This is a genomic window from Pseudomonas putida (assembly GCF_004357765.1).
Taxonomy (GTDB): Bacteria; Pseudomonadota; Gammaproteobacteria; order Pseudomonadales; family Pseudomonadaceae; genus Aquipseudomonas; species Aquipseudomonas putida_U.
Window position 1 is genome coordinate 76,435 of the sequence record NZ_SMTE01000006.1, and the last position, 19,648, is coordinate 96,082.

Genomic DNA, 19,648 nt, shown 5'->3' on the forward strand with positions numbered 1-19,648 from the left:
TCACAGCAGTGGCTTGCGCATCACACCATAGACCACCTGATAGGTGGCAGGCAGCCCCTCGGCCTGGCGAAACGCTTCATACGCCTGCAGTAACCCTTGCATACGGGCGCGCCCAGTCAAGCCCGAAGGCCGGCCGGGGTTGAGGTTGTGCGCACCCAGCGCCTTGAGCTCATGGGTCAGGCTGCGCACGTCGGGATAATGCAGCACATGGGCACGACGTTGCAGGGAAAGCGTCTCCAGGCCGCTGGCGGCACATAGCTGTTGGTAGTCCTCGAAGCGGCGGAAGCGATTGACGTGCACCATGCCGTCCACTGCCTGCCAACTGGCCCGCAGTTCATCGAGGGTACCGACACACAGGCTGCTGAACGCCAGCACGCCACCGGGACGCAACACCCGCCGCGCTTCGCCCAGGACGCTGGCGAACTGGCTGCACCACTGCACGGCCAGACTACTGAACAGCAGATCGACGCTGGCATCGCGCAGCGGCAGGCGCTCGGCATCGCCGGCGACATGGTAACGCGCACCGCCCTGCACGCCGCGGGCATGGCGCAGCATGCCTTCGGCAATATCCACCGCCACCCCATTGCCTGACGCATAACGCTCGGCCAGCACCCGGCTGAAATGGCCCGTGCCGCTGCCCAGATCCACCCAGCACGAGGGCTGCAGGTCCTCAGGCAGCTGTTCGAGCAGGCTCACGCCGACTGCGCGCTGCAGGGCCGCCACGCTGTCGTAGCTGCCTGCCGCGCGTGAAAAAGAAGCCGCCACCTGGCGCTTGTCCGGCAGCGCGCCGGGCAGGGCCGGACGGGAAAGGTCAGTCATCGCCACTCTCATGCAGGAAACTCTTGATACCCGACGCCAGTTCCTGTGGGTACTCCAGCAGGAACGCGTGGGAACTGTCTTCGACCAGGCCGACCTCGACATCCGGCAGCAACTCGCTCAAGGCCTTCGCTGCGCCAGGCGGTACCAGTGCATCACTTCCAGCGAACAGGTGCAGCTGCGGGCCGGGGTAGGTCTCCAGCGCGGCACGGGTGTCCAGTTGGGCCAACACTTGCAGGCCGGTCGCCAGGTACAGCGGATCGGTGTCCGGCACCCCCACGCCCAGTTGCCGCAGCAAGGTGCGCGGCTGCTGCGCGCCGTCGCTGCACAGGGTGCGGAAACGCTTGAGGGTGACCTGGGTGTGGCTGCGGCAACCATCGAGGAAAGTCCCGAAGGTGTCTTCGGCCATGCCGTGGGGCCAGTCCGCCCGCGCCACGAAACTCGGATTGCTGGCCAGCGTCAGCAGGCCACAGCAATGGTCGCCGCGCTTGCGCGCCAGTTCGCTGGCGAGCATGCCGCCGAACGACCAGCCGCCAAGCCAGGCATCGGTGGGCAGATGACGGTCGAGGTGGTCGACCCAGACTTGCACGTCGGCCTCGGCCAACTCCGGCAGCGCCACCAGGTCGATCCGCAGGCGCGCATCCTGGGCCCGCAGGCTCGCGGCCAGCGGCTGCAGGGAAGCAGTGCCCAGCCCCCAGCCGGGCAGGAGAATCACTCGGTTACGCATCGGCGGACTCCAACTGTGGATAGCACTCGGCCAATGCATTCAACAATAGCTGCACCTGTGCCTCACTGTGCGCGGCGCTGAGAGTGACACGCAGCCGTGCGCCGCCAGCGGGCACGGTCGGAGGACGGATCGCGGTCACCAAAAGACCACGCTCGCGCAGCATCTGCGACAGACGCAACGCCTGTGCGCTACCGCCGATCAGGATCGGTTGGATCGGGGTAGGGCTGTCCATCAGTTGCAGGCCGATCTGCTCGGCACCCTGGCGGAACTGGCGGATCAGCGCAGCCAGGTGCTCGCGCCGCCAACTTTCCGCACGCAACAGCTCCAGGCTTTTCAGGGTGGCGCAGGCCAGCGCCGGTGGCTGACTAGTGGTGTAGATGTAGGGCCGGGCGAACTGCACCAGCGCCTCGATCAGTTCATCGCTGCCGGCGACGAACGCACCGGCGGTGCCGCAGGCCTTGCCCAGCGTACCGATCAGCACCGGCACCTGGTCGATACCCAGGCCAAAGTGCTCGACGATACCGCCGCCATTGGCACCCAGCGTACCCAGGCCATGGGCGTCGTCGACCATCATCCAGGCGCCATGTGCCTGCGTCACCTCGGCCAGCGCCGGCAAATCGGCCAGGTCGCCGTCCATGCTGAATACGCCGTCGGTCACCACCAGGGTGTTGCCGCTGGCCTTGGCCAGGCGGCTCTGCAGGCTGGCCGCGTCGTTATGCAGGTAGCGGCTGAAGCGCGCACCGCTGAGCAAACCACCGTCGAGCAGCGAGGCATGGTTGAGGCGGTCCTGCAGCACCGTATCGCCCTGCCCCACCAGCGCGGTGATGGCGCCGAGATTGGCCATGTAGCCAGTGGAGAACAGCAGCGCACGCGGGCGCCCGGTCAATTCGGCCAAGGCTTCCTCGACCTGGTGATGCGGGGTGCTGTGGCCAATCACCAGATGCGAGGCGCCACCGCCCACGCCCCAGCGCTCGGCACCGGCCTGCCAGGCGGCGATGACCTCGGGGTGGTTGGCCAGGCCCAGGTAATCGTTGCTACAGAAGGCCAACAACGGCTGGCCATCGACGACCACCTGCGGCCCCTGCGGGCTCTGCAGCAGCGGCCGCTGCCGATACAGGTCCGCGGCGCGCCGTTCGGCAAGGCGCGCCGCCAGGTCAAAGGCCATGTCAGGCGCTGGCTGCGTCGTAGAACAGCTCGCTGCTGCGTTGCTCGACCAGAGCCTGCTCGATCGCGGCCTGGTGCACTTCGTCGGCGTGCTCTTCACGCGCTTCGGGCTTGATGCCCAAGCGGGCGAACAGTTGCATGTCCTTGTCGGCCTGCGGGTTGGCTGTGGTCAGCAGCTTCTCACCGTAGAAGATCGAGTTGGCCCCAGCCATGAACGCCAGTGCCTGCATCTGCTCGTTCATCTGCTCACGGCCGGCCGACAGGCGCACGTGGGACTTGGGCATGAGAATACGGGCCACCGCCAACATGCGGATGAAGTCGAACGGGTCGACGTCCTCTTCCTCGGCCAGCGGGGTGCCGGCAACCTTGACCAGCATGTTGATCGGCACCGATTCCGGGTGTTCTGGCAGGTTGGCCAGCTGGATCAACAGGCCGGCGCGGTCGTCCAGCGACTCACCCATGCCGAGGATCCCGCCGGAACAGATCTTCATCCCCGCCTCACGCACATAGGCCAAGGTCTGCAAACGCTCGCCATAGGTGCGGGTGGTGATGATGCTGCCGTAGAACTCCGGCGAGGTGTCGAGGTTATGGTTGTAGTAGTCCAGCCCGGCCTGGGCCAGGGCGGCGGTCTGCTCCTGATCGAGCTTGCCGAGGGTCATGCAGGTTTCCAGGCCCATGGCCTTGACCCCTTTGACCATCTCCAGCACGTAGGGCATGTCTTTGGCCGATGGGTGTTTCCAGGCCGCGCCCATGCAGAAGCGTGTCGAGCCGATGGCCTTGGCCCGGGCGGCCTCTTCCAGCACCTTCTGCACTTCCATCAGCTTCTGTTTTTCCAGCCCGGTGTTGTAGTGACCGGACTGCGGACAATATTTGCAATCTTCCGGACAGGCGCCGGTCTTGATCGACAGCAGCGTCGAGACCTGCACGCGGTTGGCGTCGAAGTGCGCGCGGTGCACGGTCTGCGCCTGGAACAGCAAGTCATTGAATGGTTGCTGAAACAGCGCCTTGACCTCGGCCAGGGACCAGTCGTGACGTGTTGTTGCAGTTGTGCTGGCGCTCATCGGCGTTTCCTTGTTTAGGCTGTAGCAGGCGCCGACACGGAAAACCCGCCAGCGCATCACGGATAGCTTGCATAGTCATGGAAGGCCTATGAACTGTCAACCACGCCCTAAATCACTGGTTTACAAGTGGATAAATAGTAACCAGATCTGTTTGCTGTGCGACGCTCGCGCCGGGCAGCCCTATCCGCTCTGTATCGCCTGTGAACAGGAGCTGCCTTGGCTGGAAGATCAGTGCCTGCGCTGCGCCCTGCCCCTGCCGATGGCCGGCCTGACCTGCGCCCAGTGCTGCCGCCGGGCTCCGCCGTTCGATCAAGTGGTGGCGCCCTGGCACTACGGCTTTCCGCTGGATACCCTGGTCAGCCGCTTCAAACACAACCGCCAATGGCCACTGGGGCGATTGCTGGCCGAGTTGCTCGGCCATGCCCTGCGCCATCGTTTCGCCGAAGGCCTGCCACGCCCACAATTGCTGGTGCCGGTACCACTGGCCAGACGCCGGCTGCGCAAGCGCAGCTTCAATCAGGCGGCGATGCTGGCGCGTTGGTTGTCGACCCAGCTGTCGATAACCTGTGACCCAAGCGTCCTGCTGCGCACCCGCGACACGCCTGCGCAGCAGAACCTGGATGCCCGCGCCAGACAGGGCAATCTGCGCGGAGCCTTCGCACTGGCCCCCGGGCTCACGCTGGCAGGTCGACACATCGCCCTGGTCGATGACGTGATGACCACGGGTGCCACGGCCCGGACCATTGCCGGGCTGCTGCGCCGGGCTGGAGCGCGGCGGGTCGATGTCTATTGCCTGGCGCGTACAGCCAAGCCGGGGCATGTATGATTCCTCACAGACCCCTTGAACCAGTGCCGCCCATGTCCCTGCCGACCCTTCTGACCCAGCACATCGCCCGTCGCCCGCAGCGCATCGCTCTGCTCCAGCACGTTGCCGAACAAGGCTCGATCACCCGCGCCGCCAAGGCCGCCGGCATCAGCTACAAGGCCGCCTGGGATGCCATCGACGAGCTCAACAACTTGGCCAGCCGCCCGCTGGTCGAGCGCAGCACCGGTGGCCGTGGCGGTGGCGGCGCGCACCTGTCGGCGGAGGGTGAACGGGTGCTGCGCCTCTACCAGCGCCTGCAATCGCTGCAAACCCAGATGCTCGAAGCTGCCGAGCAATCCAGCGACCTCGACCTGCTGGGCCGCCTGATGCTGCGCACCAGCGCTCGCAACCAACTGCAGGGTCAGGTCAGCGGGCTGCGGCGCGAGGGCCGACACGATCGCGTGAGCCTGGCCCTGGGCGACGGGCTGGAGATTGATGCGTTGATCACCCACGACAGCACGGCGCGCCTGGATCTGACCCTGGGAACCACCGTAGTGGCCTTGCTCAAGGCAGGGTGGGTGCAGGTGCTAGGGGCAAGCGATACGCCCGAGGTGGGCAGCAACGTACTGAAAGCGACGGTCGAACAGGTCTTGGCGGACGCCCAGGGACCGAGTGAAGTGAGACTGGCGCTGGGCAATGGGCAGACGCTGTGCGCCTTCGCTGCGGCCGATTGGCTGAAGGATCAACGGGTGGTCGAGGGTGACGAGGTTCGGGTTCAGTTCCCTCCCTCGTATGTATTGCTGGGGGTGCCGGCGTAGGTCGTCGATGCCGGCGCTTTCGCGGGCACGCCCCTGGAATGCGCTACCATGCCCCCTAAGCCGCCCGCCCCTTCGGAGCCACCATGTCCCACCCCTTCGACACCCTCACCCCCGACCTGGTCCTGGACGCCGTGGAAAGCCTCGGCTTTCTCAGCGACGCCCGGGTGCTGGCCCTGAACAGCTACGAGAACCGCGTCTACCAGGTGGGCATCGAAGACGCACAGCCGTTGGTCGCCAAGTTCTACCGCCCCGGTCGCTGGAGCGACGCCGCAATCCTCGAGGAGCACAGCTTCACCGCTGAACTGGCCGATTGCGAAGTGCCCGTGGTCGCGCCGCTGCAGCACGACGGCCAGACCCTCTTCAAGCACCAGGGCTTCCGCTTTGCCTTGTTCCCCCGCCGCGGCGGTCATGCGCCCGAACCCGGCAACCTCGATCAACTCTACCGGCTCGGCCAGTTGCTCGGTCGCCTGCATGCCGTTGCAGCGACACGCCCGTTCGCACATCGCGAGGCGTTGGCTGTGGACAACTTCGGCCACGCATCGCTGAATACCTTGCTCGAGGGTGGCTTCGTACCCAGGGAACTGCTCCCTGCATTCGAATCCGTGGCGCGCGACCTGCTCAAGCGAGTCGAGGCCATCTATGCCCGTACTCCACATCAACTGATCCGCCTGCATGGCGACCTGCATCCCGGCAACTTGATGCACCGCGATGAGGTGTACCACGTCGTCGACCTCGATGACTGCCGCATGGGCCCCGCCGTGCAGGATCTGTGGATGATGCTTGCCGGCAGCCGCGAAGAACGCCTTGGGCAGTTGGCCGAACTGATCGATGGCTACAACGAGTTCCATGACTTCGACCCGCGCGAGCTGGCCCTGATCGAACCGCTGCGGGCCCTGCGCCAGCTGCATTACAGCGCCTGGCTGGCCCGGCGCTGGGACGACCCGGCGTTCCCGCCGAGCTTCCCGTGGTTCGGTCAACCGCGCTACTGGGGCGATCAGATCCTCGCCCTGCGCGAGCAGATCGCTGCATTGGACGAAGCGCCATTGAAATTGTTCTGAATGGCTATCTCGGTCTGTCTACAATAGCAGTCGCTTCACCTCGGCTATCAAGCAAGGATTCTGCATGCACGCTGCAAACCCGCGCCGCGGGTATCTTCTAGGCCTCAGCGCTTACATCATCTGGGGTCTGTTCCCCCTGTACTTCAAAGCGATTCAGAGCGTTCCGGCGGTGGAGATCATCGTCCACCGCGTGCTCTGGTCAGCGCTGTTCGGCTCGCTCCTGCTGCTGGTCTGGAAACATCCCGGCTGGTGGCGCGAGCTGCGCGAGAACCCACGACGTCTGGCGATCCTGGCCCTCAGCGGCACGCTGATCGCCGGTAACTGGCTGACCTATGTGTGGGCCGTCAACAACGACCGCATGCTCGAAGCCAGCTTGGGCTACTACATCAACCCGCTGGTCAACGTGCTGCTCGGCATGCTGCTGCTAGGTGAACGCCTGCGCCGCCTGCAGTGGGTCGCGGTGGGCCTGGCGGCCTTGGGGGTGGCGCAGCAGGTGTGGCAGGTGGGAAGCCTGCCATGGGTCTCGCTGGTGCTGGCATTGAGCTTCGGGTTCTATGGCCTGATACGCAAGCAGGCCCCCGTGGCGGCCCTGCCTGGTCTGGTGGTGGAAACCTGGATGCTGGTACCTCTGGCCTTGGGCTGGTTGCTGCTGAACCCCTCGGCCATGAGCGCCCAGGGCGGGTTCTATACCAGTAGCGAGGCGCTGTGGTTGATGGCGGCCGGGCCGGTGACCCTGGTACCACTGGTGTGCTTCAACGCCGCTGCTCGGCACCTGCCCTATACCACACTGGGCTTCCTGCAATACCTGGCACCGACCCTGGTGCTGCTACAGGCGGTGCTGCTATTCGACGAACATCTGTCCTCCACCAGCCTGGTGGCCTTCGTCTGCATCTGGACAGGTTTGGCGATCTACAGCGTCGACGCCTGGCTCAACCTACGCAAACGCGCCTGATCAGAAAATGATCAAAACGCTACAGACCACGTTATCCGTGGTCTGTAGCCACATCTCCAGAGGTTATCCACACCCTCGTCCCCGTGCTTTGTGCACAAGCCGCTGAATTCTGTACGTTTTTCGCTCAATCGGCGCGAAGCCTTGCCACACGTGGGCTGGCGGCGTGAACCCCCAGGTTATCCACAGGGCCGTCCCGTTAAATCGGGGGATAACCCTCGTTCAATCTTCAGGCCGCAGCGTCAACTCCACCATCAAGTCGTCTGCCAAGCCCTCCAGCTTGCGCTGCAGGTCTTCCAGCGACAGGGTCAGCGGCAGCGCCAACAGCGCATCGGCATGAAACAACGGTTCGCTGCTCATCGGCGCCGGACGTACCTCGGTGGTGAAGCGCTCGAGGTTGACCCCTTGATCGGCCAGCAGCCGAGTGATGTCACGGACGATGCCCGGCCGGTCGTTGCCGACCAGCTCCATGGCAATGGGCTTCCAGGTGCAGGAAGGCTCTATGCCACTTTCGGCGATCAATACACGGATATCGTACTTGCCCAGCGCCTGCAGCGACTCGACCAGCTCGTCGTAGTTTTCCGCCGGCACCGCCACCCGCAAGATGCCGGCGAACTGACCAGCCATACGCGACATGCGGCTCTCCAACCAGTTGCCACTGTGGTCGGCGATGCACTGGGCGATGCGCTCGACCTGCCCGGCCTTGTCGGGGGCAATCACGGTCAATACAAGATGATCCACAAGCCGTTCCTCTGTGTCGGGCCGCGCGAGGCGACGGAATTCGGGGGGATCGGTTGAGTATAGGCAAGGCGCGGCAACCTGCCGCAGGACAGTCCGAGGGATTAATCGTGTACTGTTTCAAGATTTATCTGGAACAATCCACAGGTTTTTTGCGAACATACCCACTCCCAGCGTGACCCAACGCGACCAAACGGTCGCACAACGACGCTTTTAGTCTGGTATTCCCCTGCCTGCTGCTTCATGTAGTATGCGACGGCGTGGACTACAAAACGTCGTTCGATGTTGTAGAGAAGCGCTACAGGCTTAATACACGTAGAGCGAATAGCTGAGCAGAGTGAGGCAAGCAATGACTGGATACGTTCAAGTCGGTGGCCTTCAGGTCGCCAAGGTCCTGTACGACTTCGTCAACGACGAAGCCATTCCGGGGACCGGCATCGTCGCCGAGCAGTTCTGGGCCGGTGCAGAAAAGATCATCAACGACCTCGCTCCAAAGAACAAAGCCCTGCTCGCCAAACGCGACGAGCTGCAAGCCAAGATCGACGCCTGGCACCAGGCGCGCCAAGGTCAGGCCCACGACGCCTCGGCCTACAAAAGCTTCCTCCAGGAAATCGGCTACTTGCTGCCACAAGCCGATGACTTCCAGGCCACCACGCAGAACGTGGATGAAGAAATCGCCCTGATGGCCGGCCCGCAACTGGTGGTGCCGGTGATGAACGCCCGCTTCGCCCTCAACGCTGCCAATGCCCGCTGGGGTTCGCTCTACGATGCCTTGTATGGCACCGATGCCATCAGCGACGAAGGCGGCGCCGAGCGCGGCCAAGGCTACAACAAGGTTCGCGGCGACAAGGTCATCGCCTTCGCCCGCGCCTTCCTCGATGAAGCCGCCCCACTGGCAGCCGGCTCGCACGTCGATTCCACCGGTTATCGCATCGAGGCGGGCAAACTGGTCGTTACCCTCAAGGGCGGCAGCAACACCGGCCTGCGTGACGACGCGCAGTTGATCGGCTTCCATGGCGATGCCGCTGCGCCGACCGCCGTGCTGCTCAAGCACAATGGCCTGCACTTCGAGATCCAGGTCGACGCCAGCACCCCGGTGGGCAGCACCGATGCCGCCGGCGTGAAGGACATCCTGATGGAGTCGGCACTGACCACCATCATGGATTGCGAAGACTCGGTCGCCGCCGTCGACGCCGATGACAAGGTCATCGTCTACCGCAACTGGCTGGGCCTGATGAAAGGCGACCTGGCCGAGCAGGTGAGCAAGGGTGGCAAGACCTTCACCCGCACCATGAACCCGGATCGCGAGTACGCCACCCCCAACGGTGGTAGCGTCACCTTGCATGGCCGCTCGCTGCTGTTCGTGCGCAACGTCGGCCATCTGATGACCAACCCGGCGATCCTCGACGCCCAAGGCAACGAGATCCCAGAGGGTATCCAGGACGGCCTGTTCACCAACCTGATCGCTCTGCACAACCTCAACGGCAACACCACCCGCAAGAACACCCGCAGCGGCAGCGTGTACATCGTCAAACCGAAGATGCACGGCCCGGAAGAAGTGGCATTCGCCGCCGAAATCTTCAGCCGCGTCGAAGACCTGCTGGGCATGCCGCGCAACACCGTCAAGGTCGGCATCATGGACGAGGAGCGCCGTACCACGGTCAACCTCAAGGCCTGCATCAAGGCCGCGGCCGAGCGCGTGGCGTTCATCAACACCGGTTTCCTCGACCGTACCGGTGACGAAATCCACACCTCGATGGAAGCAGGCGCCGTGGTGCGCAAGGGCGCCATGAAGAACGAGAAGTGGATCGGGGCCTACGAGAACAACAACGTCGATATCGGCCTCGCCACGGGCCTGCAAGGCCGGGCCCAGATCGGCAAGGGCATGTGGGCGATGCCCGACTTGATGGCGGCCATGCTCGAGCAGAAGATCGCTCACCCGTTGGCCGGCGCGAACACCGCCTGGGTACCATCGCCGACCGCTGCCACCCTGCACGCGCTGCACTACCACAAGGTCGACGTGCAGGCGCGTCAGCGCGAACTGGCCAGCCGCACCCCGGCCTCGGTCGACGACATCCTGGCCATCCCGCTGGCGCCCGATACCAACTGGTCGGCCGAGGAGATCCGCAACGAGGTGGATAACAATGCCCAGGGCATCCTTGGCTACGTGGTGCGCTGGATCGACCAAGGCGTGGGTTGCTCGAAGGTGCCGGACATCAACGATGTCGGCCTGATGGAAGATCGCGCCACCCTGCGTATCTCGGCCCAACTGCTGGCCAACTGGCTGCGCCATGGTGTGATCAGCCAGGAACAGGTGCTGGAGAGCCTCAAGCGCATGGCGGCGGTGGTCGACAAGCAGAACGCCGGCGACGCCCTGTACCGGCCGATGGCACCGCACTTCGATGACAACGTCGCGTTCCAGGCGGCGGTCGAACTGGTGCTCGAAGGTACCAAGCAGCCCAACGGCTACACCGAGCCAGTACTGCATCGCCGTCGTCGCGAGTTCAAGGCGCGTAACGGGTTGTAATACTTCTGCGACAAGGGGTCGCTTCGCGACCCCTCTCTCGGGATCACGTAAGTTTCAATTCCTTCTGCACAAGCCCTAGCAATTTCCCCAGATCCACCGGCTTGAGCAAGAAATCCACCACCCCCAGGTGCATCACATCCACCGCCTCGCTCACATCGGTGTCGCCCGACACCACGATGATCGACAACGCCGCCCGCTCCGACTCACGAATCTGCCGGATCAATTCCAAGCCATCATCGGGCGCCATGCGCAGGTCGGTGATCATCAGCGCAATGCGCGGTTCGTAGTGCAACTTGAACATCGCTTCCTGCGCGCCATCTGCGGTCATGCAGTCGATGCCCCTGCTTTTCAGGTAAAGGCACAGCGCCTCGGCGTTCACCGGGTTGTCGTCCACCACCAGCACCACTGGCTTGGGAGCGACCGGCGCGCTTACCACTGCCAGTGCCTCGCGCTCGGCGTCACTCAGGATGTCGTCATGCTCAGCCATGCTGTTCTCGTCAAAAAAATCCCACTCTGGGGTTAAGACCACAACACGCGGCTAAAGCCGTTCGCCTTTCGTCGGATCTCTGACAGTCGCGTCCATAGACTTACGTCCAATGGGCACCACTGCGCCGCCGGCAGACCATGGAGGTCGAAAACAACAAGGCCGCACCTATATATAGATATATATAGTTCGGCGTAGCGATACGGTCGGTTTCATGAGCAAAAAGGACGCCTATAGCCAGGCGGGCAGGACCGCAGTACTGCAGAACATCCAAGGCACCCTGCAGTTCCTGCAACGCTTCCCCCCGTTCAACCAGATGGAGCACAACCATCTGGCCTACCTGGTTGAACAGTGCCAGCTGCGCTTCTACGCCAGCGGCGAGAGCATCATCAGGCCCGCCGACGGGCCGGTGGAGCACTTCTACATCGTCAAGCAGGGCCGCGTCGTGGGCGAGCGCCAGCACTTGGTCAAGCCGGGGATGGAAACCACCTTCGAGATCACCAGTGGCGAATGCTTCCCGCTGGCTGCGCTGCTGGGCGAGCGTGCTACCCGTACCGAACACCTGGCCGGTGAGGACACGTTTTGCCTGCAGTTGAACAAATCAGCTTTCATCCACGTATTCTCGTTGTCGGCGGCGTTTCGCGACTTCGCCCTCCGCGGTGTCAGCAGCCTGCTCGACCAGGTCAACCAGCAGGTGCGTCAGCGCGCCGTCGAAACCCTCGGCACCCAGTACTCGCTGAACACGCCATTGGGTGAACTGGCCATGCGCCATCCGGTAGCCTGCAGTCCGGACACCCCCCTGCGCGAAGCCGTGCGGTTGATGCACGAGCAGCAGGTCGGCAGCATCGTCATCGTCGACCGACAACGCTTCCCGCTGGGAATCTTCACCCTGCGCGATCTGCGCCAGGTGGTGGCGTCCGCCGATGCCGACCTGGGCGCGCCCATCGACCGCCACATGACCGCCAAGCCGTTCTTCCTCAGTCCCCACGCCAGCGCCTTCGACGCCGCCATGGCGATGACCGAGCGGCATATCGCCCACGTCTGCCTGGTGGAAAACCAGCGTCTGTGCGGCGTGGTCTCCGAGCGCGACCTGTTCTCGCTGCAGCGGGTCGACCTGGTGCACCTGGCACGCACCATCCGCCATGCCCCCCGCCTGGAGACATTGGTATCGCTGCGCGGCGAGATCGGCCAGTTGGTCGAACGCATGCTGGCCCATGGCGCCTCTTCCACGCAAATCACCCAGATCATCACCCTGCTCAACGACCACACGGTCTGCCGGGTGATCGAGTTGGCTTTGGCCGAGCGTGGCGACCCCGGCGTACCGTTCACCTGGCTGTGTTTCGGCAGCGAAGGCCGCCGCGAGCAGACCCTGCACACCGATCAGGACAACGGCATCCTGTTCGAGGCCCAGGACAGTCAGCAAGCCGAGGCCATTCGTGCCCGCCTGCTGCCGTTGGCGCAGTACATCAACCAATCCCTGGCGCAGTGTGGCTTCACCCTGTGCAAGGGCAACGTCATGGCTGGCAATCCCGACCTGTGCCTGTCGCGCAGCGAATGGGCACGGCGCTTCGCCGGCTTCATCCGCGAGGCCAGCCCGGAAAACCTGCTCGGTTCGAGCATCTATTTCGACCTGCGGGTGGTCTGGGGCGACGAACAGGGTTGCGAACAGCTGCGCCAGAGTCTGTTGCAGCAAGTCGCCGACAATCGGCTGTTCCAGCGGATGATGGCGGAAAATGCTTTGCGCCAGCGCCCTCCGGTCGGCCGCCTGCGTGATTTCGTCCTGACGCGCCAGGGCAATGACAAGACCGCCACCCTCGATCTCAAGGTGCAGGGCCTGACGCCCTTCGTCGATGGCGCCAGGCTGCTGGCCCTGGCCAACGGCATTGGCGCCTGCAATACCCTCGAACGCCTGCGCCAACTGGTCGCCAACGGGGTGATCGATGGCCTCGATGGCGCCGCCTACGAAGAGGCCTACCACTTCATCCAGCAGACGCGCATGCAGCAACACCAGCGCCAGACGCGCGACAACCTGCCGTACTCCAACCGCCTCGATCCCGACAGCCTCAACCACCTGGACCGGCGCATCCTGCGGGAATCCCTGCGCCAGGCCCAGCGCCTGCAGAGCAACCTGGCACTGCGGTACCAGCTATGAACCTGTTCGCCTGGCTACGCCCCAGCACACCGGCTCTGGGCTTGTCCCTACGTCAGCGCCTGGAGCGGTTGCCCAAACCGGCGCCGCTGGGCGTCTGCTCGCTGCGCGAACAGCGCTGGGTGGTGCTCGACCTGGAGACCAGCGGCCTCAACCCGCATCGCGACCAGGTGCTGTCGATCGGCGCCGTGGCCATCGCCGACGGCGCCATCGACTTTGCCCAGCAGTTCGAGCGGACCTTGCACCGCCCGAGCCAGAAAGCCAACGCCAGCACGCTGATCCACGGCCTCGGCCCAAGTGCACTGGCCGCTGGCTGCGACCCGGCCGAAGCGCTGCTCGATCTGCTCGAATTCATCGGCGACAGCCCACTGCTGGCCTTCCATGCCGGGTTCGATCAGCGCATGTTGGCCCGGGCTTTGAAGCAAAGTCTGGGTTGGCGGTTGCAGCAACCCTGGTTCGACGTTGCCGAGCTGGCACCGATGCTCAACCCCGATACGGTGCTGCGCGAGGCCAGCCTGGACGACTGGGTGGCGCGCTTCGGCCTCCAGGTGGATGATCGCCACCATGCCAGCGCCGATGCCCAGGTCACCGCCGAGCTGGCCCTGATCCTGTTCAGCCAGGCGCGCCGCCAGCAGCTCGACAGCCCCTTGCAACTGGAGCAGCGGTTGCGTGGGTGGCGACGGCGTAAGGTCCAAGGGCATGGGTTATAGGGGGGCACGGTTCAGGGATGGCCGCGCTCGATCTCGACCGCACCACAACCCTCAAGACATCCCCCACCCCACTCCATTCAGACAAGCGTCCATTGCACCCGCCCCCCGCCTCTGCAACAATCGCGAATAATTATCGTTAGTTAATGCATTCGTTCCGGGGGGACGCTGCGTGTCTTCTGCCCACAGCCCACATGCCGAACTGGTCGGCTCGCTGTACCGCGACCATCGCGGCTGGCTGCTCGCCTGGCTGCAACGCAGCCTGGCCTGCCGCCAACGTGCCGAAGACCTCAGCCAGGATACCTTCGTCCGCCTGCTCGGCCGCGACCAGTTGGACGCCCCACGCGAACCCCGTGCCTTCCTCGCCGCCGTGGCCAAGGGGCTACTGTTCGACCACTTCCGTCGCAGCGCGCTGGAACAGGCCTACCTGACTGAATTGGCGCGCCTGCCCGAAGCCGAGCATCCTTCTCCCGAACAACAGCAACTGATCCTCGAAGACCTCAAGGCCATCGATCGCCTGCTCGGCAAGCTGTCCAGCAAGGCCCGCGCGGCGTTTTTGCACAATCGTCTGGATGGCATGGGCCACGCCGAGATCGCCGAGCGCCTGGGCGTTTCGGTATCGCGCGTGCGTCAGTACATCGCCCAAGGCATGCGCCAGTGCTACGTGGCGCTCTATGGGGAGCCGACGTGAACGGCGCACCGGTATCGGCCAGGGTCCTCGAAGCCGCCATCGCCTGGAAGATGAACCTTGAAGAGGGCTACGGTGGCTCCGACCAACGCGGCGAATTCATGCGCTGGCACGCCGCCAGCGAAGAGCATGCCCGCGCCTGGCGCCAACTGGGTGCCCTCGACCAGCGCGTCAGCGCCGCTGCCGGTCCGGCACGCCAGGCCTTGCAACAATCGCGGGTGGGGTTGCGCCGCCGTGTCGGCAAGGTCGGTGGCGGGCTGGCCGGCATGTTCCTGCTCGGCTCGCTGCTGGCCTGGCTCGGCGCTCCCTCGCTGTCGCCCAGCTATTGGCTGGCCGACCAGCGCACCGCCACCGGCGAACTGCGCACCTTGCGTCTGGAAGACGGTACCCTGCTGAGTCTGAACAGCCACACCGCCGTGGACATCGACTACGCCGGCGAGCAACGGGTACTCGTCCTGCACCAGGGCGAAATCTCGGTAGAGACCGGCCATGCCGATCCTCGCCCGCTGCTGGTGCGCACCGACGACGGCCGCCTGCGCCCGTTGGGCACACGTTTCCTGGTACGCCGCGAAGACCAGGGCACGCGCCTGGAAGTGCTGCAATCGTCGGTCGCGGCGATGCCGCGCAACAGCGGCGACGAGCGCGTAGTGCAGGCCGGTCAGCAGGTGCTGATGAATGCCAATGGCCTCGGCGAAACCAGCCAGGTTGCCACCGGTGCAGACGCCTGGACCCGTGGCATGCTGGTAGTGGACAACGTGCGCCTGGGCGATTTGCTGGCGCGACTGGGCCAGTACCGCAGGGGCCACCTTGGGGTCGCCGACGAGGTCGCCGACCTGCGCGTGACCGGCAGCTTCCCCCTGACCAACACCGATCTGGCCCTGGCTTCGCTGGTGCCGGCGCTGCCGGTGAAGATCGAACAGCACACACCGTGGTGGGTCACGGTAGTCCCCAAATAAGCAAGCCTGCTTGCCCTGGCAGGAGGCACCTCGCCGGCGACGTGGCCGGCGCAGGCAAACTACTAATCTGAATTGTTCTCACTTTTTTTCGTATACCCCTGTCACTTTTCGAATCTCGCTCGGCAAGGAAGCAACTAGCACTTATCCGTCGAGGAGCCGTTGCATGTCCCACGCTGTTGATCGTTTGCTTCGCCCTAGCCTCTTGGCCTTGGCCATCGGTTTAGCTAACCCGCTTGCCGCTGCCGCGGTGTTCGCTGCCGAACCGTCCACGGCGCAGCGCTACGACCTGCCAAGCGCACCGTTGGCCAGCACGTTGAACCAGATCGCCAGCCAGTCGGGTATCGCCCTGGCTATCGATCCGGCACTGGTCAGCGGGCTAACCTCGGCCCCGGTCAATGGCCAGTACGACGGCGTAGGCGCTCTGGGCGCTGCCCTGCGCGGCACCGGGCTACAGCTACAGCTGAGCAATGCGGGCAGCTATAGCCTGGTGGCGGTGCCCGATGGCGCCTTGGCCCTGCCGGAAACCGCGATCAATGCCGACGCGGCCTACGAAACGGCCTGGGGCCCGGTCGAAGGCTACGTCGCCAAGCGCACTGCTGCTGGCACCAAGACCGACACCGCCCTGGTCGAAGTCCCCCGTTCGATCTCGGTGGCCACCCGTGAGCAGATGAGCGACCGGGGTGTGCATAGCCTCGACGATGCCGTGCGCTACATGCCGGGGATCGTCTCCGCCAGCTTCGGCAGCGACACCCGCTATGACTGGATGCGCGTACGCGGCTTCGAGCCGACCCATTATCTCGACGGCCTGCCGTTGCCCCGCGGCGTCTATGCCAACCCCAAGCCCGAGACCTGGAACCTCGACCGCCTGGCCCTGTTGCGCGGCCCGGCTTCCTCGCTCTACGGCCAGACCCCACCGGGCGGTCTGCTGGACATGGTCAGCCGTCGCCCCCAGGCCGAAAGCGCCCATGAAATCCAGCTGCAGTACGGCAGTGACAATCACCGCCAGATCAACTTCGCCAGCACCGGCAAGATCGATGATCAAGGCCAGTTCCTGTATGGCGTGAGTGGCGTGATCCGCGATGGCGGCACGCAAATCGACCACATCGACGACAAGCGCTACAACATCGCGCCAAGCCTGACCTGGAACATCGACGACGACACCTCGCTGACCCTGCTGACCCAGTTCACCCGCGACGATACCGGCGCTACCAGCCAGTTCCGGCCTATCCAGGGCACCAAGATCGACATGCCGTTCGGCAAGATCTCCCGCCACAAGAACCTGGGCGATCCGGACTACGAGTTCTACGACCGTACCTACTATGCGTTGGGTTATGCCTTCGAACACCGATTCAATGACGTCTGGCAGTTCCGCCAGAATCTGCGCTACACCAAGTCGGACCTGGCGTTCCAAACCATCACCCCCGGCAGCTACAACCCGATCACCCCGCCGGTGCAGGACGATGGCACCGTCAGCCGTTTGTCCACCAACACCGATGAAGACATCAGCCAGTTTGCCGTGGACAACAACTTCCAGGCCGACTTCGCCACCGGTGACGTTACCCATACACTCCTGATCGGCCTGGACCACCAGCGCATCAATACCAACTACCTGTCGATCTTCGACTTCACGGTGCCGCCGAGCAACGTCAACGACCCGGTCTATGGCTTGCCGATCAGCCGACCGGATCGCGCCGACGCCTTCTATGACTACAACCAGAAGACCCGCCAGACCGGCGTCTACATCCAGGACCAGATGGCGCTGGGCAACTGGCGCCTGACCTTGGGTGGGCGTGAGGACTGGGTGCACACCGGCACCAAGTTCTTCAACGACAACGACGCCACCAACACTGAGCGTGACAAGAAGTTCAGCGCTAACGCGGCCATCAGCTACGTGTTCGACTCCGGTCTGGTTCCGTACCTTTCGTATGCCGAGTCGTTCCAACCGACACTCAATGCAACCGCCTCGGCAACCCAATCGTTCAAGCCTACCGAGGGCGAGCAGTGGGAGCTGGGTATCAAGTACCAGCCACCGGGCTCCAACACGCTGCTCTCGGCAGCGATCTATGACCTGACCCAGAAGAACGTTTCGGTCACCAACAACGTCGGCGGCGTTACAGTCACCAGCCAGACCGGCGAAGTGAAAGTGCACGGCCTGGAGTTGGAGGCCGTGTCCGATGTCACCGACAACCTGAAGCTGATCGCCGCCTATACCTTGGCCAAGTCCGAAGTGCAGGATGGCCTGTACAAAGGCAACCGCCTGCAACTGATGCCCAACCAGCAGGCCTCGCTGTGGGCCGACTACACGTGGCACAGCGGCTGGCTCGACGGCTTCGGCATCGGCGGCGGTGCGCGCTATACCGGCAACACCTACGGCGACCAGGCCAACACCTACCTGGGGAAGGCCAATGCCTACACCGTGTTCGACGCATCCGTGCACTATGACCTGGGGCGTCTGGATAACAGCCTGAAGGGTGCCTCGGTGGCGGTCAACGCCACCAACCTGTTCGACAAGGAATACCTTTCGACCTGTGACGCTTTCTACTGCTACTACGGCGATGCGCGCAGCGTCGTGGCCAGCGCCACCTACAAGTTCTGACTGAGCACGGGCCGCTGTGCGGCCCAGGCTTCCGACAAACAAGCAACGGAACTCTGATGAAAAGCCCAACCATCCGCCGCTGGTCGCAGGTCCACACGTGGAGCAGCCTGGTCTGCACCGCGTTCCTGCTCCTGCTGGCGCTCACCGGCTTGCCGCTGATCTTCCACCACGAACTCGAACACCTGCTCGGCGACGCTCCTGAACTGCGCGAAATGCCCGCTGGCACGCCGCACCTCGACCTGCAACAACTGGTGCTCAAAGCCGAGCAGCACCGCCCAGGCGAAGTGATGCAATACTTCGGCTACGACGAGGACGAACGCAACGGTGTGATCGCCATCACCGCAGCCACCGCCGGCACCGAACCCAATTCGTCGCACACCTTCATGCTCGATGCCCGTACCGGAGAAGCCGTGGCCATGCCTGCCGCCAATGGCGGCTTCATGATGATCATGCTGCGCCTGCACGTGGACATGTTCGCCGGCCTGCCCGGCAAACTATTGTTGGCGTTCATGGGCCTGTTGTTCGTGGTCGCCATCGTTTCCGGAACGGTGCTCTACGCCCCGTTCATGCGCCGCCTGGACTTCGCCACGGTACGTAACGACAAATCGACGCGCCTGCGCTGGCTCGACCTGCACAACCTGATCGGCGTGGTGACCTTGGCCTGGGCCCTGACCGTAGGCGTCACCGGCGTGATCAGCGCGCTATCGGACCTGGTCATCGCCGCCTGGCGCAACGACAGCCTGGCCGCGATGGTCGCGCCCTACCGTGACGCCCCCCCGCTCACCGAACGGGCCCCGGCGACACGGCTACTGGACATCGCCGAACAGGCCGCCCCCGGCATGCGCCCGGACTTCATCGCCTTCCCCGGCACACGCTTTTCCAGCGAGCACCACTATGCCGTGTTCATGAAAGGCGCCACGCACCTGACCTCGCATTTGCTCACCCCGGTGCTGATCGATGCGCGCACCCTGGCGGTCACCGCCGTCGGCGATCGGCCCTGGTACATGGATGCCATGGGGCTGTCACAGCCTCTGCACTTCGGTGACTACGGCGGGCGACCGATGCAGATTCTCTGGGCCGTGCTCGATGTGCTGACCATCATCGTGCTCGGCAGTGGCCTGTACCTGTGGTGGGGCAAGCAACGCAAGGTCCGGGAGGTGCGCCCATGAGCCACCGGTCACGCGCTACCTGGCGCATCTTCCTCTGGCCGTGCGCGATCGCGGCGCTCGGCGCGGCGGGACTGTTCGCCGCGCTGCTCGGCGACGGGCTCTGGGACGCGCTCGCCTGGCTGGGCCTGGGCATACCCGCCATACTCGGCCTGCGCGGGCTGTACCGCAGGTGAGGTAACCCGCTGCCACACCGAGGCCTGCCGTAACGACCATGCTCCTGGCCCGCCCAACAGGAG

18 protein-coding genes are annotated in these 19,648 nt (G+C 64.4%); 12 read left to right on the top strand and 6 right to left on the bottom strand.

All coding sequences use genetic code 11. The features are described from left to right. Genes bioC through bioB form a run of 4 tightly spaced genes read right to left on the bottom strand, consistent with a single transcriptional unit; the run spans window position 1 to window position 3,768 of the window. The gene (gene bioC / locus E2H86_RS10315; RefSeq protein ID WP_133327358.1) at window positions 1-819 is read right to left on the bottom strand and encodes a malonyl-ACP O-methyltransferase BioC; all 819 of its coding nucleotides are present in this window, start codon (window positions 817-819) and stop codon (window positions 1-3) included. Beyond that, window positions 812-1,543, bottom strand: coding sequence for an alpha/beta fold hydrolase (locus E2H86_RS10320; RefSeq protein WP_133327360.1), 732 nt, complete (start codon window positions 1,541-1,543; stop codon window positions 812-814). Before E2H86_RS10320 ends, bioC begins: the two co-directional genes overlap by 8 nt. Next, window positions 1,536-2,708, bottom strand: a complete 1,173-nt coding sequence (gene bioF, locus E2H86_RS10325) for an 8-amino-7-oxononanoate synthase (protein WP_133327362.1) — start codon at window positions 2,706-2,708, stop codon at window positions 1,536-1,538. Before bioF ends, E2H86_RS10320 begins: the two co-directional genes overlap by 8 nt. 1 nt (window position 2,709) lies before the next feature. Then, window positions 2,710-3,768, bottom strand: coding sequence for a biotin synthase BioB (gene bioB, locus E2H86_RS10330; RefSeq protein ID WP_133327364.1), 1,059 nt, complete (start codon window positions 3,766-3,768; stop codon window positions 2,710-2,712). 88 nt (window positions 3,769-3,856) lie between these two features. Here bioB and E2H86_RS10335 point away from each other — a divergent pair, with 88 nt between their 5' ends. From E2H86_RS10335 to rarD, 4 genes are all read left to right on the top strand, one after another. Continuing rightward, window positions 3,857-4,594, top strand: a complete 738-nt coding sequence (locus E2H86_RS10335; protein ID WP_133327366.1) for a ComF family protein — start codon at window positions 3,857-3,859, stop codon at window positions 4,592-4,594. Between the two features lie 32 nt (window positions 4,595-4,626). After that, window positions 4,627-5,391, top strand: coding sequence for a TOBE domain-containing protein (locus E2H86_RS10340; protein ID WP_133327368.1), 765 nt, complete (start codon window positions 4,627-4,629; stop codon window positions 5,389-5,391). Window positions 5,392-5,474: 83 nt separating this feature from the next. Beyond that, window positions 5,475-6,449: a serine/threonine protein kinase gene (locus E2H86_RS10345; protein ID WP_133327370.1), complete on the top strand. Its 975-nt coding sequence runs from the start codon at window positions 5,475-5,477 to the stop codon at window positions 6,447-6,449. A gap of 64 nt (window positions 6,450-6,513) precedes the next feature. After that, a complete protein-coding gene (rarD, locus tag E2H86_RS10350; RefSeq protein ID WP_133327372.1) occupies window positions 6,514-7,401 on the top strand; it encodes an EamA family transporter RarD in 888 nt (295 codons plus the stop codon). 219 nt (window positions 7,402-7,620) lie between these two features. On the opposite strand, the gene E2H86_RS10355 is transcribed toward rarD, so the two are convergent. Continuing rightward, window positions 7,621-8,139, bottom strand: coding sequence for a glycine cleavage system protein R (locus tag E2H86_RS10355; RefSeq protein ID WP_133327374.1), 519 nt, complete (start codon window positions 8,137-8,139; stop codon window positions 7,621-7,623). A 346-nt stretch (window positions 8,140-8,485) separates the two neighbouring features. Here E2H86_RS10355 and E2H86_RS10360 point away from each other — a divergent pair, with 346 nt between their 5' ends. Continuing rightward, window positions 8,486-10,663 (top strand): malate synthase G, encoded by a 2,178-nt coding sequence (locus E2H86_RS10360; RefSeq protein WP_133327376.1) that lies wholly within the window; start codon window positions 8,486-8,488, stop codon window positions 10,661-10,663. Between the two features lie 43 nt (window positions 10,664-10,706). Here the strand turns inward: E2H86_RS10360 and E2H86_RS10365 are convergent, their stop codons facing one another. Further along, on the bottom strand, window positions 10,707-11,150 hold the full coding sequence (locus tag E2H86_RS10365) for a response regulator (RefSeq protein WP_133327378.1): 444 nt from the start codon (window positions 11,148-11,150) through the stop codon (window positions 10,707-10,709). Window positions 11,151-11,361: 211 nt separating this feature from the next. On the opposite strand from E2H86_RS10365, the gene E2H86_RS10370 reads away from it, so the two are divergent. The 7 genes from E2H86_RS10370 (at window position 11,362) to E2H86_RS25950 (ending at window position 19,585) form a co-directional block, all read left to right on the top strand. Further along, window positions 11,362-13,299 (top strand): DUF294 nucleotidyltransferase-like domain-containing protein, encoded by a 1,938-nt coding sequence (locus tag E2H86_RS10370; protein ID WP_133327380.1) that lies wholly within the window; start codon window positions 11,362-11,364, stop codon window positions 13,297-13,299. Next, on the top strand, window positions 13,296-14,006 hold the full coding sequence (locus E2H86_RS10375; RefSeq protein ID WP_133327382.1) for a 3'-5' exonuclease: 711 nt from the start codon (window positions 13,296-13,298) through the stop codon (window positions 14,004-14,006). The genes E2H86_RS10370 and E2H86_RS10375 overlap by 4 nt, the downstream gene beginning before the upstream one ends. Before the next feature lie 169 nt (window positions 14,007-14,175). Next, the gene (locus E2H86_RS10380) at window positions 14,176-14,694 is read left to right on the top strand and encodes an RNA polymerase sigma factor (protein ID WP_133327384.1); all 519 of its coding nucleotides are present in this window, start codon (window positions 14,176-14,178) and stop codon (window positions 14,692-14,694) included. Next, the gene (locus E2H86_RS10385; protein WP_133327386.1) at window positions 14,691-15,647 is read left to right on the top strand and encodes a FecR domain-containing protein; all 957 of its coding nucleotides are present in this window, start codon (window positions 14,691-14,693) and stop codon (window positions 15,645-15,647) included. Before E2H86_RS10380 ends, E2H86_RS10385 begins: the two co-directional genes overlap by 4 nt. Window positions 15,648-15,810: 163 nt before the next feature. Then, window positions 15,811-18,243 (top strand): TonB-dependent siderophore receptor, encoded by a 2,433-nt coding sequence (locus E2H86_RS10390; RefSeq protein WP_133327388.1) that lies wholly within the window; start codon window positions 15,811-15,813, stop codon window positions 18,241-18,243. Between the two features lie 56 nt (window positions 18,244-18,299). Next, on the top strand, window positions 18,300-19,412 hold the full coding sequence (locus tag E2H86_RS10395; RefSeq protein WP_133327390.1) for a PepSY-associated TM helix domain-containing protein: 1,113 nt from the start codon (window positions 18,300-18,302) through the stop codon (window positions 19,410-19,412). Next, the gene (locus E2H86_RS25950; RefSeq protein ID WP_165976054.1) at window positions 19,409-19,585 is read left to right on the top strand and encodes a hypothetical protein; all 177 of its coding nucleotides are present in this window, start codon (window positions 19,409-19,411) and stop codon (window positions 19,583-19,585) included. The genes E2H86_RS10395 and E2H86_RS25950 overlap by 4 nt, the downstream gene beginning before the upstream one ends. Window positions 19,586-19,648 lie beyond the last annotated feature (63 nt).

Coding starts and splice junctions, on each gene's coding strand:
- bioC (WP_133327358.1), bottom strand. CDS start 819: ATGACTGACCTTTCCCGTCCGGCCCTGCCCGGCGCGCTGCCGGACAAG.
- E2H86_RS10320 (WP_133327360.1), bottom strand. CDS start 1,543: ATGCGTAACCGAGTGATTCTCCTGCCCGGCTGGGGGCTGGGCACTGCT.
- bioF (WP_133327362.1), bottom strand. CDS start 2,708: ATGGCCTTTGACCTGGCGGCGCGCCTTGCCGAACGGCGCGCCGCGGAC.
- bioB (WP_133327364.1), bottom strand. CDS start 3,768: ATGAGCGCCAGCACAACTGCAACAACACGTCACGACTGGTCCCTGGCC.
- E2H86_RS10335 (WP_133327366.1), top strand. CDS start 3,857: ATGAACTGTCAACCACGCCCTAAATCACTGGTTTACAAGTGGATAAAT.
- E2H86_RS10340 (WP_133327368.1), top strand. CDS start 4,627: ATGTCCCTGCCGACCCTTCTGACCCAGCACATCGCCCGTCGCCCGCAG.
- E2H86_RS10345 (WP_133327370.1), top strand. CDS start 5,475: ATGTCCCACCCCTTCGACACCCTCACCCCCGACCTGGTCCTGGACGCC.
- rarD (WP_133327372.1), top strand. CDS start 6,514: ATGCACGCTGCAAACCCGCGCCGCGGGTATCTTCTAGGCCTCAGCGCT.
- E2H86_RS10360 (WP_133327376.1), top strand. CDS start 8,486: ATGACTGGATACGTTCAAGTCGGTGGCCTTCAGGTCGCCAAGGTCCTG.
- E2H86_RS10365 (WP_133327378.1), bottom strand. CDS start 11,150: ATGGCTGAGCATGACGACATCCTGAGTGACGCCGAGCGCGAGGCACTG.
- E2H86_RS10370 (WP_133327380.1), top strand. CDS start 11,362: ATGAGCAAAAAGGACGCCTATAGCCAGGCGGGCAGGACCGCAGTACTG.
- E2H86_RS10375 (WP_133327382.1), top strand. CDS start 13,296: ATGAACCTGTTCGCCTGGCTACGCCCCAGCACACCGGCTCTGGGCTTG.
- E2H86_RS10390 (WP_133327388.1), top strand. CDS start 15,811: ATGTCCCACGCTGTTGATCGTTTGCTTCGCCCTAGCCTCTTGGCCTTG.
- E2H86_RS10395 (WP_133327390.1), top strand. CDS start 18,300: ATGAAAAGCCCAACCATCCGCCGCTGGTCGCAGGTCCACACGTGGAGC.
- E2H86_RS25950 (WP_165976054.1), top strand. CDS start 19,409: ATGAGCCACCGGTCACGCGCTACCTGGCGCATCTTCCTCTGGCCGTGC.